Consider the following 12,756-nt stretch of genomic DNA (forward strand, 5'->3'; position numbering starts at 1 on the left):
GGCCACCACTGTTGTCACGCGAGAGTGGCTCGCGAAGACCAGCGTCACTCTGATATGGAGGCCAGTTTGTCAAGGGAGCAGGGTGAAGCGGCGGGCCGTAACCGTCGTCGCGGCCCGCCGCTTCGTCGGCCAGGTGAGGATTGGGTCGGGTTGCGGCGTGTCGAAGGGGATTCTCGACGCGAATGGTTTGGTCAGTCTGATATGCGCGGGTTGGTTACCAGCAGGACGGTACTTTCGGCTGAGTGGGCCGCTTGTCTGGCAAGAACGAGCGTGAATCATCCTGCGGGACAGAAGGATTTGCTCACAGAGTGGGCGCGGATCACTCGGGTGTTTTCGTGTGCCGGCAACTGACCTGACGCCACCTGGACGTGGGGAGGGGTGTTTAGTTGTCGTCGAGGACGGCCAGTGACCACGACCAGCCGGCCAGTTCGCGGGCGATGGCGGCGTTGGCGACCACCGGCCGCTTCTTGCGCTGATCGAAGTGTTTCCACCGGGTGTGCAGGCGCCGGTTAGCGGCCTGACCACGAGCACGGGCGGCCGGGCTGGCCGCATCCCAGCGTCGCCGCATCACCTGGCTGGGCCGGTAAGGCTTGCGGTGATGCCAGGCCGCCTCGATCAACAACCGTCGGGCGTGACTGTTGCCGGTCTTGGTGATCGACCCTTGCGAGCGGGTGGCGCCTGTGGAGTATTCGGTGGGCACCAAGCCGAGGTAGGCCCCGATCGAGCGGCCGGTCAACCGGTGCCAATCGCCGATCTCGACGGCGAGCCCGAAGGCGCTCAGCGTCGAGATCCCGCGAATGCACCCCAACCGTGTCACCACCGGGGTGAACTCCGAATCGGCGGCCATCTGGGTGATCGCCGCATCAAGCCGGTCACGGCGGTCGGCGTTGGCCAGCATCGCGTCGAAGGCGCTGTCGTAGGCGTCCTGCAGCCCGGGGGTGGTGAAGCGCTGAGCACGTAGCCACAGTTCATGCTTGCCAGTCCAGGCGTTGCCGCCGTAGTAGACGATGCCGTGGCGTAACAACATGTGCGACAACCGCAACCGGGCCGCCATCAAATCACCACGGCAATCCTCACGCGCCCGCACCAAATCCCGGGCGGCTTCACGCTCAGGGCTGGGCACCTCCACTCCGACCACTTCGCCCAGATGCACCAGGCGGGCCAGATGCCGGGCATCGCGGGCATCGGTTTTGACCCGATCCCCAGCAGGACGCTGCAGCTTTGACGGGGCAGCCACCACCACCTCGATCCCGGCCGCGGTCAATGCCCGGGCCAACCCGAACCCGGTCGGACCCGCCTCATAAGCCACCATCACCGGCGGTGGCAACGACCGTATCCACGCGATGATCTCGCCATGATCAGGGGTCAACCGCCGCTCGAGGACTTGTCCGGTCTCAGCGTCAAACCCACACCCAAACACCGATCGTGCGTGCACATCCAAACCAACACTCGTACGCTGACGTATCACTGGGGCCTCCCACATCTTGTGGCTCTACCGGCCAGGACCCGTTTCCTGTCGGCAACCCACGTTCACATGTGAGCGAGGCCCCAGCCCCCCATACCGTCTGGTGTGACAACGGCGGGCGCCGACCACCCGGCGCAGCGTCCCGGCGCGGAGTTCAGCGCGTGTTCAGACACCCGTTGCGAGTGCGTTGTTGACCGCACACACGGCCCGGTTCTGATCGTGCAATGCGGGTTGTCCAGGTCGCGAACTTCTACGGCCCGCGTTCGGGGGGACTGCGCACCGCGGTGGACCGCCTGGGCGCGGAGTACTGTTCGGCCGGCCACGAGGTGTACCTGATCGTGCCCGGATCCCATCCGGAGCGTCATGTGCTGCCCAGCGGTGTGGTGCGTATTTCGCTGCCGGCCAGACTGATCCCGTTCACCGGTGGCTACCGTGCGGTGCTGCCCGGCCCGGTGACGTCATTGCTGCGGCGGCTCGAACCCGACGCGCTCGAGGTGTCGGATCGGCTCACGCTGCGTTCACTCGGACCGTGGGGCCGCAGGCATGACGTGGCCACCGTGATGATCTCGCATGAGCGGCTGGATCGGCTTGTGGGGCAGGTGCTTCCGCGGTCGATGGCGCGTGCGGTGGCCAACTTCGCCAACCGGCGTACCGCGGCGAACTACGACGCGGTGGTGTGCACGACGGCGTTCGCGCGCGAGGAATTCGACCGGATCGGCGCCGAGAACGTTGCCACGGTGCCGCTTGGGGTGGACTTGGACCAGTTTCACCCGAGCCGCCGGTCGGTGCAGATGCGCAGCCGCTGGGCCGACCCGCAGCAGACCCTGCTGGTGCACTGCGGGCGGCTGTCGGTGGAAAAGCACGCCCACCGAAGCATCGATACCGTTGCCGCACTGCGTGATTCGGGAGTCGATGCCCGGCTGGTGGTGGTCGGGGAGGGGCCGCTGCGAGCCCGGCTCGAACGTCAGGCATCGCGGCTGCCGGTCGCGTTCACCGGCTACATCGGTTGTCGCGACACCGTCGCGACGATCCTGGCCTCGGCCGATGTCGCATTGGCGCCCGGCCCGCACGAGACCTTCGGTCTCGCGGCGCTTGAGGCGCTTGCCTGCGGAACTCCCGCGGTGGTGTCGCGCACGTCGGCGCTCGCCGAGATCCTGACGTCCGAAAGCGGTGCCACCGCCGACAACGATCCCGAGGCCATCGCACACGCCGTCACGTCGGTGATCAGTCGGCCGGAACCACAGCGGCGTAGCAGCGCCCGTCAGCGCGCCGAGCAGTTCACCTGGACCCGCGCGGCGGCCGGGATGCTCGATGTGCTGGGCGACACCGGACGCGCAGCAGGCGCGTGAGCCCTAACCGGCCGTGAGCCTCGTCGGGGCGGCCTGCCGCCACGAGTCGAGCAGAATATCGTGCAGTTCGTTCGAATCCTCCAACGCGGCCAACCGAACCCGCACCCAGGCGGACAGCGCCTCGTGCGCAGGCACCCAGAACTTGTGCGGTTCCGCGGCGATCAGTTCGTCGCGCTCGAACTTGGGGCAGCGCACGGCAAATGAGCTCTCGTCGTCGGGAACGGTGACGAACATCTTGCCCGCCACATCGAACGTGGGGTGGTTCCAACGTTCCTTCTCCGTGGTCTCGGGGAAGGACAGCGCGATGCGGCGCACATCGTCGGCGTCGAGCACAGGGTTGACCTCCGGTCGGAATTTCGTAGTTTAGCCGTACGACTTTTGCGCATGGTGACGCCAGATCTGGTGCCCGGTGGCGCGACGGCCCTATGGTCCGCGGGTCATCTCAACAGCCACGTCGCCGAAGGACGGTCGAGCATGTCCGAAATCACCACGATTCCAGATTCTTTGGACGGTCGGCCGCCGGGTGGGAGGCACCTGCGCGGCAATCTCGGCGTCGCGTCGATCGTCTTCATGGTGGTCGCCGCTGCCGCACCGCTCGGCGTGATCGGCGGCGTGGTGCCACTGGGCATCGCGTCGGGCAACGGGGCCGGCTTTCCGGCCACCTTCATCGTGTCCACGGTGGTGCTGTTGCTGTTCGCGGTCGGCTTCACCGCCATGACCCCGCATGTGGAGGAGGCGGGCGCGTTCTTCTCGTATGTGCGCCAGGCGCTGGGCTTTCCGGTGGGCATCGGTATCGCGTTCGTCGCGCTGGTGAGCTATGTCGCGCTGGAGGCAGGCGTCTACGGTCTGCTCGGGCCCGCCGGTGTCGGGGTGGTCGAGTTGGTGGGCGGGCCGACCTTGCCGTGGTGGCTGTTCGCGGCGCTCGCTTTTGCGGTGACGACCTATCTCGGTTACCGCAACATCGAGTTGTCCAGCCGGGTTCTGGGCATTCTGCTGACCGCCGAGATCGCGATCGTGCTGGTGCTCGATCTGGTCATCGTCGTGCAGGGCGGCGACCACGGCCTGTCGTCGGGCATCGTCGACCCGACCGCGATCTTCTCCGGATCGCTCGGCATCGGACTGCTTTTCGCGATCATCAGCTACGTCGGATTCGAGGCGACGGCCATCTTCCGTGACGAGGCCCGCGATCCGGAGCGCACCATCCCGCGCGCCACATACGTCGCGCTCGTCCTGATCGGGGTGTTCTATGCGGTGACCAGCTGGGCGCTGATCTCGGGTTGGGGTGACGACGACGCCATCGCCCGGGCCACCGACTCGGGCAGCACGTTCCTCGGCGACACGGCACAGCGCTACCTCGGCGCTGTGGGCGCCGACATCATCACGGTGCTGTACCTCACGAGCCTGTTCGCGTGCATTCTGGCCTTCCACAACGTGGCCTCGCGCTATGTGTTCGCGCTGTCGCAACGCGACGTGCTGCCCCCGGCGTTGAGCCGGCCTCACGGCCGCCACGGCTCGCCGCACCGGGCATCGTTGTGGATCTCCGCGGTGGTGGCGTTGAGCGTGCTGCTCGCGGTCGTGTTCGGCCTGGACCCGGCCACGCAGTTCTATACGTGGTTCGCCGGTGCGACGACGGTCGGCGTGGTCGTGCTGATGATCGCGACCAGCGTCGCGGTGCTGGTGTACTTCAGCCGGGACCGGCGCGGCTACTCACTGTGGCGGGTCAGGATCGCGCCCGCACTCGGGCTGGCCGGTCTGTCCGGTGCACTGGTGCTCATCCTCGCCAATCTCAGCGACCTCGTCGGTGGCTCCAGCGTGCTGGCCTGGGTGATCGTCGGAGTCCTGGTGAGCGCCTTCGCCGCGGGCGCCGCGATCGGAAGCCGGACACGCAACGCCTCATGACCGCCGACGGAGACTTCTGAGCGGCACATCGGCCGAACCCGCCAAAAGTGAACGCGTCCGGATCGATAATCGGCATCGGGTACCGACGACGATCAGGGGGCCCGGATGAAGCTGATGGCGGTGTTCTGCACGCTGGCCGGTTTACTGACCGTACTCGTGGCCTGCGGACAGTCCGACGATTCGGTTCGCGGCACCGGAACCGCGATCCTCACGGCGAGCCCGACGACCGAACCGGCCCCGGATGGGCCCACCATCACGATCGAGGGCATGGGGTTCAGCGGCGGGCTCACCGTTGCTCCGGGCACGCAGATCACGATCGTCAACAATGACGAGGTCGAGCACTCGGTGACCGCGCGCACCGGTGATGCGTTCGACGTGCATGTCGACGGTAAGCAGCGCGCAACTCTCACCGCGCCCTCGGAACCGGGGGAGTACGCGTTCTATTGCGTCTACCATCCCGCGATGATCGGGACGCTGACGGTCAGCTGACCGTCGCCGCGGTCCGCGGCGCGTAACGCAACACCGCGGCGACACCGTCGGCAGGCGATTGACCCTCGGCCGCGCCGATCAGTTCCGCGCCGATCGAGACCGCGGCCAACGGCAGCGCTTCGTCGGCTCGCAGCGTGTGTGTCGGCGCGGCGCCCAGCTCGGACAGCACATTGGCGTTGGGGGCCACGGTCGCCAGGTCGTCGGAGGCCACGACGGTCGCATCGCCGATGCTGCCGACGATCAACGTCTCGACCGCACCTTCCCGCAGTGCGGCGCACACCCCGTTCAAACCCTCGGTCGCCATGCCGGAGTGGCGCCCGAGCTCTGCCGAAAAGCGTTGCGCCGCCGCGTTGATCGCGTCGGCGTGGCGTCGTTGCAGGTGCTCGCCGATCGCATCGTGCAAATGTTCGCGGTCGAATCCGCTGTGCCGGGCGCCGACCTGGAGCTGCACCAGCCGTTCGGACACGCGGTCGGGCAGGGCGGCGGCGAAGTCGCTGCGCGATTGCACCTCACCCACGACGAACACGAGTTCGGGCGCCTCCTCGTCGACGATCGCGGTGACGCGGTCGGCCGCGGCGCGGATGTTCTTCGAGCGGCTTTCCTCGGTGCGTGGTTGGGGGTCCCCGTAGCCGGGTGTTTCGGCTCCACTGGCCTTGTGCACGGGGTAGCCCTCGCCTTCGACGGTGTGTGTGGTCATCGTGCCATCGCGGTGCAGTTCGATATCGGCGCCCGCGTGGTCGACGATGGCCACGAGGTAGGTGGGTTGCTCAACGCCGTGCGCGAGCACCGGCACGATGTAGGGCAGTTCGGAGACGCGAACCACCGGCGGGCCGTCCGCGCGGCTCACACGCTCGTCGACCAGCACGCCGTCGGCGTTCGCGACGACAACGCGCCCGCCCCGCCCGACCGGGGCCGGACTCGCCGTGACGGCCTCGGCCAACCGGTCGATCAATTCCGGCCCGGCGCCCTGTCGCGCGAGTTCCTCGGCCATCCCGCGCCATTTCAGGTCGGTCTGTGCGGCCGCGTCCTCGGTGTCATGGGAATCGTCGAAGTAGATCGATCCGTAAGGCCCCGTTGCCGTCAGCAGGGTTCGGAAGTGTTCGGAGTGCATGATCCTCCGTCCTCTAGATGTACAGCTCTGAATGGAGTGCCCCGCCGACGGCCGGACAAACCACCGCTACCCGAGTAGCTCGCGGATCAGCGTCTCGCCGAGCCAGTCGGCGAATCGACGCACGGTCCAGCCGCGCTCCCGCACCAGGCGATCGAACAGCACGGGATCCGTCGCGAGCCAGGCGACGTCGACGGCATCGCCTGGGTGGCGGTGTGCGGTCAGCGCGTTACGCTCGCGCAGGTGCTTGACGACCCGGCGGGCCCCGCTCAAACGCTGCCGGTGCAGTTCGGCAAGCAGGCCGGCCGCGTCGGGATCCTCGTCGGCGGCGATTTCGACGGCGCGAAACAGTCGTGCGGTGCGTACGTCGATATCGGCGAGCAGCCGCGCCCAGCCGCGAAGAAGTCGCACCGGGTCGTCGAGGTCGAACAGTCGCGTGATCGGGTCACGGTCGGCGAGGCCGACGGGTTGGTCGTCGCCCGCGACCGCCCAGTCCACGGCCAGTTTCAACAGGTCGACCTTTCCGCCGGCCGAACTGAACACGGTTTTGCGGCTCACCCCGGCCGCGGCTGCCACCGCGTCGATGGTCGTGGCGCGATAGCCGTGTTCGACGAACAGCCGCGCGGCGGCTGCCACCACGGCGCGCCGGGTCTCGGCCGCCTGCGCCGCGCGCAGCTCCGACCGGTAGGGCCGCTTGACAGTGTCGCCCATTCAGGTGACTCTTGGTGTAGTCATTACACGACAATCTACCTGAAATGGGTTGAATGCGGATCGTCATCGTCGGGGCCGGGCCGGTCGGACTTTTCTGTGCCATCGCGCTGGCCGACCGGAACCACCAGATCACCGTCGTCGACCGCGACGGCGGACCGCCGCCACACGGTCCGTGGGTGCGTAAGGGCGTGATGCAGTTCCATCACGCACACACTTTTCGCAGCCAGGTCGTCGATGCGCTCCGCGCCGAGATGCCGGACGTCCTCGACGATCTCGTGGTGCGTGGTGCCGAGGTCGCCGTGGGCCCGAACGGACAGACCGCCGCGTTGCTGTGTCGGCGGTCGACGTTCGAGTACGCATTGCGTGCAGCCGCAGCGGCACATCCGAATGTCGTCGTACACGCCGGGCACGTCGACCGCGTCGTGATGGAGAACGGCCGTGCCGTCGCGGTCGCTTCGGGTGACAACCGGCTCGCCGCCGACCTGATCGTCGACGCTTCCGGCCGGGCCAGTCGCTTCACCCGGAGCCTGCGACCCCCGGCCGAGGGAGGCGATTGCGGTGCCGTCTACGTCACCCGGCAGTACCGCCTACATCCCAATGCCCAACGGGGACCGGTGAACTCACCGATCGGGCTGTCGCTCAGCTATCCCGGCTATCTCGCGATCGCCTTCCTGCACGACAACGGCACGTTCTCGGTCACCATCAACCATGACGGATCCGATCCTCGACTGCGCGGCCTGCGCGAGGCAGGCGCCTTCGAAACCTCGGTTCTGGCGATTCCCGGGCTCGGGGAATGGGTGGACCCCAACCGGTCGCACCCCATCACGCCGGTGCTGCCGGGCGGCCGGCTCTACAACAGCTATCGCGGCCAGCTCGACGAGACCGGACGGCCCGTCCTGCCGGGGTTGATCTCGGTGGGCGACGCGGTCTGTACCACCACGCCGTTGGCGGGCCGCGGGGTCGCGCTCGGATTGCTGCAGGCCCGCGCGCTGGTGAGTGCCGTCGAGCGGTGTGGAGTCGATATCTCCAGTGCCACAGCCGAGTTCGACGCGTGGTGCGTCGGCAACATCAAACCGTGGTTTGCCGACCACGTGGTCGCCGATGCCGACCGGATACGACGGTGGTCGGGCGGTGACGTCGATGTGAGCCGGCGCTTGCCTTCGGATCTGATCGTCGCGGCTGCGGCGGCCGATCCGGGCCTGTGGGCCATCATCGAGCCATATGCGCACATGACCGCACTGCCGCACACCCTGCTCGCGGCCGAACCACGTGCCAGGCAGCTGTACGCGAGCGGCTGGCGCCCGGATGTCCCGCCCGGGCCGTCGCGCGACGAACTGGCGGCGATCTGCGCCGAGCGTGCCGCCTAGCGCCAGGCGACGGGCAACCGTTTGATGCCGTGAATGAACGCCGATTGCAATCGGTCCGGTTCCTCGGTGACGGCGATCGCAGGCAGTTGGCGGTGCAGTTCCTCGAACGCCACGGTGATCTCCCGCCGCGCGAGATTGGCGCCGAGGCAGAAATGCGCTCCGCCGCCACCGAATCCGACATGCGGATTGGGATGGCGCCGCACGTCGAACCGCCACGGATCGGCGAACTTCGACTCATCGCGATTGGCCGAGCCGTACCAGAGGGTGACCTTGTCACCGGCAGCAAGCGGAACTCCGCCCAGTTCGGTGTCCCGAGTCACGGTGCGGCGCATATAGCTCACCGGCGAGGCCCACCGCACGATCTCCTCGACGGCCGTCGGCGCGACTTCGTCATAGGCCGACCACCATTCGTCGCGCTGATCCGGGTAGCGGGTGAGTGCGAGGACGCCGTGACTGATGGCGTTGCGCGTCGTCTCGTTGCCCGCCACGACGAGCAGGATGAAGAACGACGCCACCTCGGCCGAAGTCAGCCGCTCGCCATCCACCTCGGCCTGCACCAGGCTCGTCGTGAGGTCGTCTGCGGGCACCGCCCGACGCTCATCCGCCAGCGCGGTCGCATAGGCACCGATCTCCATGGCGACAGCGATGAACTCGTTGAAGTCGGTGGTCAGATCCGGATCGCCGAAGCCGAGAATCACATTGGTCCAATGGAAGATCCGCTGATGGTCGTCCTCGGGGATACCCATCATGTCGCAGATGATCTGGAGCGGCAGGGGCCCGGCGAGTTCGGTCACCAGTTCGGCGTGGCCGTCGGGGTTGTGCGACACCATATCGGCGACGAGCCGGCGCGCGCGGTCCCGCACGGAACCCTCGATCAGGGCAAGCACTCTGGGCGTGAACGCGCTGCGAACGATGTTGCGCAGGCGCGTGTGGCGCGGATCGTCCATCGCGATCATCGACCCGAAATACTCTGCCAGTTCCGGGGTTTGGTCGCCGATGGTGATGCCGGCGGCGGAGCTGAAGATCTCGGGATGGCGGCTCGCGTAGAACACGTCGTCGTAGCGGGTGACCGCCCAGTGGCCGTTTCCCTGCGGGAAGCCCACCTGCTCGAACGCGGGTTGAAACGAGATCGGCGCCTGGGCGCGCAGCGTCGTGAACGCCCCGTCCCTGATGTCGTCGTCCAGCGCCCAGAAGTCCCATGACCCGAGGTTGATGTCGGACAGCGGCACGTCAGGCGGCGGCGCTCCGTTGACCCGCGGTGCGATACCCACACCGCCAGGGTAGGGGCGAATCCGCTTCGCCGGGCCCGATCAGGACACGGTCGACGACCGAAGCCGCGGCCATATCGACTGCCACGGTTGCTGCCTACCGGTCAGCAGGTATATGTGCATGTCGTCACCGACGGCTCCGACAGTGCGGACAGTCGTGAAGTAGGGACGAACCGCGTCGGGCTCCGAACCGACGTAGAGCACCGAGTCGACGGAGTCGGGCGGAGGATCGAAATAGCCGTAGCTGCGGTTCGGGCTGTAGGCGGCAGGCAGTCCGTACGTGGTCGCGTAACCGTCGAGGTAAGCGGCAACGATGTAGGACTCGCCCATCAACGCGGTGTGGTCGCGTTGGTGGCCCGCCAGCGCCCGATAGGCCTGCGCCGTCTGACGTGCGATCTGCTCGCCGACGTCGGAGCGCGTGATCTGCACCGATAACACCAGGATCGCGACCGCTGTCGCCACCGCGAGCCCGACCACCGACCGGCCCAGCCAGCGCCGCCGCGGCTGCCCTGACTCGCATCGGCGCTGCAGGCCGATCGCCCCGGCGGCCGCGAGCGGTGCATACAGCCCGGCGAGGTAGTACGGGCGGCCCTGCGTGACGACGAACAGCACGTACAGCAACACGGCGGTGGCGAGCAGGAACCGGTAGTCGCGCAGTTGTGCCACGCGCAGCAGTTGCCACGCGCCATAGCCGCCGAGAACCACGCCGAGCACCCCGGCGTAGACGATCAGCTGCACCGCTATACCCGCGCGTCCGGCGTAGAGGGCGTCGGCTTCGCCCGCCACAACGGTGATCATCTGCAATTGCGGCCAGCCGTGCGCGTGCTGCCACAGCAGTGTCGGCGCCGCGATCACGGCCGCGATGAGCGCACCCGCACACAGCGCCGGACGGCGCAGCAGCTCGCGGGGGCCGAGCACCGCCACGCACACGAGTAACACCGCACACAGCAGCACCACTTGAAACTTCGTCATCGCCGCCACGCCGACCGCCACACCGCATGCCGGCAGAAGCCGGTCGTCGCGAACCCGGATCCACCGGACCATCAACCACACGATGAGCAGCCACTGCATGGGCTCGAGGGTGTAGGGCGTCAGCCAGTGCCCGGTCAGCGTCGTCCACAGGGCCGTGGCCTGCGCCGCGGCGGTCAGCGTCTGGGCGCGCCGGTCGCCGCCGAGCTCCCGGGCGATCAGGCCGGCCAACACCACTGCGCCCGCCGTCGCCACAACGGCGGGCAGGCGCATGGCGAACACGGAACCCGGGGCGACCGCGTCGAGCAGCGCGGCCAGTGCAGGCGTGACGGGAGGCTGATCGGCCGAGCCCCAGTCCAGGTGATGGCGGCCGATGGCCAGCATGTACACCTCGTCGAACCAGTAACCCGTTCCCAACAGCGCTGCGGCGCAATGAGCTAACGCCGTCAAGGCCGCGATCGGCAGAATGGTCGCCGCAGCGAACACCGGTGTCGGTCGCGTCGATTCGTCGACACGTAGGTCCGCCATCCGCCCCAGGTTAGCCCGGACCGCCGGAGGCGCCGGCGAGTAACGCGCCGGTGTCGCCAGCCGATAACTCATCGGGGTGAACGTCTCGCCGCGTGGTGTCGCAAGACGTTGCGGCGCCGTGCCATTGGGGGATGGCCGGCGCCAGGGTCACCACAGTAGGAGGTAGTGGATGAATACGCGCAAGACGTTGCGCACGGCCGTGGCGGCGACGCTGACGGTCGGTGCGCTCGGATTCGGCGTCACGGCGTTCGGTTCACCGGTGGCTTCGGCAAGCCCGATCGCGCCGGCTCCGCTCAAGCCAGGACACGGCAACGACGATTGCTTCCCGTTCTGTGACCGCGGGCCAGGTCGCGATTTCGATCGCGGCCACTGGAAGGACGACCACTGGGACGACAAGGGACCCTGGTGGGCCAACAACCGGCACGACTGGTGGGACGACCGTAAGGGTCCGCCACCGTGGGGCTGGGGACCACCGCCGCCGGTGCATTGGAACGGTCCGTTGCCGCCGACGATCAACTACTGGGGATACAACCTGAATCCCGTCTGGGACAACGGTTTCCGCCAGTGGGGCGTGTGGTTCTTCGGAGTCTGGGTCCCGATCTTCGGGGTGGGCTTCCGTTAAGCCGCGTCCGACTCCACGACGGCCTTGATGCGTTCGAGCGTCTTGCGCATGTCGCGGATGTTGCGTCGTTTGCGCAGCGGGCCGGCCACCGCCCAGAACAGCCGGTTCGGCACTGATTCGCTGAGCCGGAACGATTCTGTGACGTCGGTGCCGTCGGCCCGCTGCGTGAACCGGTAGTGCCAGTTGTTGATCGGCTTGTCGCCGAGCAGCACGGCGAAGCCGAACTCTCGGCCCGGATCGCAGGCCGTGACCCGGCACGTCGTCCAGTACACGGGCCCGATCTCGTTGCGCTTCACATGACCGCGGAACCGGGCGCCGAGGGCCGGGCCCGCGGCGCCGTCGAGCCATTCGGCCTCCATCACCTCGGGCGAGAATCGGCCGGTGTTGCGCACGTCGGCGACCAGATCCCAGATTCGTTCGGCCGGCGCGGCCATCGACACCGTGACTGAGGCATGCATGGGGTCACAGTATTCGTGATGTGCGTGCCCGCCCAGAGTGGTGTGCGGGTCAGCCGCTTTCGCGGTTGTCGTAATCGGCTTCGGCGTCGTCCAGATCGTGGCGTACGACGCGCACCCGGCCGTGCGGCAGGCAGGCCGCGTAGCCGTGGTGTTTCCCGTAGAGCTCCCATGACGTTCGGCGATCGTCGGGGCGCACGTCGATGCGGTGGCCGTCGGAGAACGTCAGGTGCAGACCACCCGTGTCGTCCCAGTCGGCGTGGGTGCAGCGTTGTCCCGCGAAGTCGAACAGCGGGCGAACCTCATCGGTCAACGCTCTCGGGTCGATCGACACCACCTCCGAATCGTCGTGTTCGGTCGCGGGCAACGTCAGCTCGAAGGGCACCGCGACGACGAGTTCGTTGTAGTCATTCAGGTTGAGTACCAGCCCGTCGCGAAACATGATCCGCTGGACCAAGCAACCCTCAATCCATTGTTCGGTCATTTTCTTACTCTGAACCGCTGACAGACCGGGCACAAGAGGCGG

At 67.6% G+C, this 12,756-nt stretch carries 13 protein-coding genes; 5 read left to right on the plus strand and 8 right to left on the minus strand.

All coding sequences use genetic code 11. The features are described from left to right. Positions 1-382: 382 nt before the first annotated feature. On the minus strand, positions 383-1,468 hold the full coding sequence (locus tag ACOI2T_RS16545) for an IS110 family RNA-guided transposase (RefSeq protein WP_479681027.1): 1,086 nt from the start codon (positions 1,466-1,468) through the stop codon (positions 383-385). A 221-nt stretch (positions 1,469-1,689) separates the two neighbouring features. Between ACOI2T_RS16545 and ACOI2T_RS16550 the strand changes: the two genes are divergently transcribed. Then, complete coding sequence (locus ACOI2T_RS16550) at positions 1,690-2,814, plus strand: glycosyltransferase (RefSeq protein ID WP_409505704.1); 1,125 nt, start codon at positions 1,690-1,692, stop codon at positions 2,812-2,814. A 3-nt stretch (positions 2,815-2,817) separates the two neighbouring features. Here ACOI2T_RS16550 and ACOI2T_RS16555 read toward each other — a convergent pair whose 3' ends face one another. Further along, positions 2,818-3,147: an MmcQ/YjbR family DNA-binding protein gene (locus tag ACOI2T_RS16555; protein WP_409505705.1), complete on the minus strand. Its 330-nt coding sequence runs from the start codon at positions 3,145-3,147 to the stop codon at positions 2,818-2,820. A gap of 141 nt (positions 3,148-3,288) precedes the next feature. On the opposite strand from ACOI2T_RS16555, the gene ACOI2T_RS16560 reads away from it, so the two are divergent. Both ACOI2T_RS16560 and ACOI2T_RS16565 read left to right on the plus strand, forming a co-directional pair. Next, a complete protein-coding gene (locus ACOI2T_RS16560) occupies positions 3,289-4,713 on the plus strand; it encodes an APC family permease (protein WP_409505706.1) in 1,425 nt (474 codons plus the stop codon). Between the two features lie 105 nt (positions 4,714-4,818). Then, positions 4,819-5,202, plus strand: a complete 384-nt coding sequence (locus ACOI2T_RS16565) for a cupredoxin domain-containing protein (protein WP_409505707.1) — start codon at positions 4,819-4,821, stop codon at positions 5,200-5,202. Here ACOI2T_RS16565 and ACOI2T_RS16570 read toward each other — a convergent pair. Further along, entirely contained in the window at positions 5,195-6,313 is a 1,119-nt protein-coding gene (locus tag ACOI2T_RS16570) for an Rv2629 family ribosome hibernation factor (RefSeq protein ID WP_409505708.1), read from the minus strand. The two genes, ACOI2T_RS16565 and ACOI2T_RS16570, sit on opposite strands and share 8 nt — an antisense overlap. A 66-nt stretch (positions 6,314-6,379) precedes the next feature. Next, positions 6,380-7,021: a TetR/AcrR family transcriptional regulator gene (locus ACOI2T_RS16575; protein WP_421877042.1), complete on the minus strand. Its 642-nt coding sequence runs from the start codon at positions 7,019-7,021 to the stop codon at positions 6,380-6,382. Positions 7,022-7,074: 53 nt separating this feature from the next. Between ACOI2T_RS16575 and ACOI2T_RS16580 the strand changes: the two genes are divergently transcribed. After that, entirely contained in the window at positions 7,075-8,388 is a 1,314-nt protein-coding gene (locus ACOI2T_RS16580) for an FAD-dependent oxidoreductase (RefSeq protein ID WP_409505710.1), read from the plus strand. Here the strand turns inward: ACOI2T_RS16580 and ACOI2T_RS16585 are convergent. Continuing rightward, positions 8,385-9,659, minus strand: coding sequence for a cytochrome P450 (locus tag ACOI2T_RS16585; RefSeq protein WP_409505711.1), 1,275 nt, complete (start codon positions 9,657-9,659; stop codon positions 8,385-8,387). The genes ACOI2T_RS16580 and ACOI2T_RS16585 overlap by 4 nt on opposite strands. 39 nt (positions 9,660-9,698) lie before the next feature. Beyond that, positions 9,699-11,153, minus strand: a complete 1,455-nt coding sequence (locus ACOI2T_RS16590) for a glycosyltransferase family 39 protein (protein ID WP_409505712.1) — start codon at positions 11,151-11,153, stop codon at positions 9,699-9,701. 169 nt (positions 11,154-11,322) lie between these two features. On the opposite strand from ACOI2T_RS16590, the gene ACOI2T_RS16595 reads away from it, so the two are divergent. Next, the gene (locus tag ACOI2T_RS16595) at positions 11,323-11,775 is read left to right on the plus strand and encodes a hypothetical protein (RefSeq protein WP_067855917.1); all 453 of its coding nucleotides are present in this window, start codon (positions 11,323-11,325) and stop codon (positions 11,773-11,775) included. Here ACOI2T_RS16595 and ACOI2T_RS16600 read toward each other — a convergent pair. Together ACOI2T_RS16600 and ACOI2T_RS16605 are read right to left on the minus strand one after the other, a co-directional pair. Continuing rightward, entirely contained in the window at positions 11,772-12,233 is a 462-nt protein-coding gene (locus ACOI2T_RS16600; RefSeq protein WP_067855914.1) for an SRPBCC family protein, read from the minus strand. The two genes, ACOI2T_RS16595 and ACOI2T_RS16600, sit on opposite strands and share 4 nt — an antisense overlap. 49 nt (positions 12,234-12,282) lie before the next feature. Next, on the minus strand, positions 12,283-12,714 hold the full coding sequence (locus ACOI2T_RS16605; RefSeq protein WP_067855911.1) for a DUF6188 family protein: 432 nt from the start codon (positions 12,712-12,714) through the stop codon (positions 12,283-12,285). Positions 12,715-12,756: the final 42 nt, after the last annotated feature.

It is taken from the genome of Mycolicibacterium wolinskyi str. Jessa 2025 (assembly GCF_049241375.1).
Classification (GTDB): Bacteria; Actinomycetota; Actinomycetes; order Mycobacteriales; family Mycobacteriaceae; genus Mycobacterium; species Mycobacterium wolinskyi.

Coding starts and splice junctions, on each gene's coding strand:
- ACOI2T_RS16560 (WP_409505706.1), top strand. CDS start 3,289: ATGTCCGAAATCACCACGATTCCAGATTCTTTGGACGGTCGGCCGCCG.
- ACOI2T_RS16575 (WP_421877042.1), bottom strand. CDS start 7,021: ATGGGCGACACTGTCAAGCGGCCCTACCGGTCGGAGCTGCGCGCGGCG.
- ACOI2T_RS16605 (WP_067855911.1), bottom strand. CDS start 12,714: ATGACCGAACAATGGATTGAGGGTTGCTTGGTCCAGCGGATCATGTTT.
- ACOI2T_RS16550 (WP_409505704.1), top strand. CDS start 1,690: ATGCGGGTTGTCCAGGTCGCGAACTTCTACGGCCCGCGTTCGGGGGGA.
- ACOI2T_RS16600 (WP_067855914.1), bottom strand. CDS start 12,233: ATGCATGCCTCAGTCACGGTGTCGATGGCCGCGCCGGCCGAACGAATC.
- ACOI2T_RS16565 (WP_409505707.1), top strand. CDS start 4,819: ATGAAGCTGATGGCGGTGTTCTGCACGCTGGCCGGTTTACTGACCGTA.
- ACOI2T_RS16580 (WP_409505710.1), top strand. CDS start 7,075: ATGCGGATCGTCATCGTCGGGGCCGGGCCGGTCGGACTTTTCTGTGCC.
- ACOI2T_RS16595 (WP_067855917.1), top strand. CDS start 11,323: ATGAATACGCGCAAGACGTTGCGCACGGCCGTGGCGGCGACGCTGACG.
- ACOI2T_RS16590 (WP_409505712.1), bottom strand. CDS start 11,153: ATGGCGGACCTACGTGTCGACGAATCGACGCGACCGACACCGGTGTTC.
- ACOI2T_RS16570 (WP_409505708.1), bottom strand. CDS start 6,313: ATGCACTCCGAACACTTCCGAACCCTGCTGACGGCAACGGGGCCTTAC.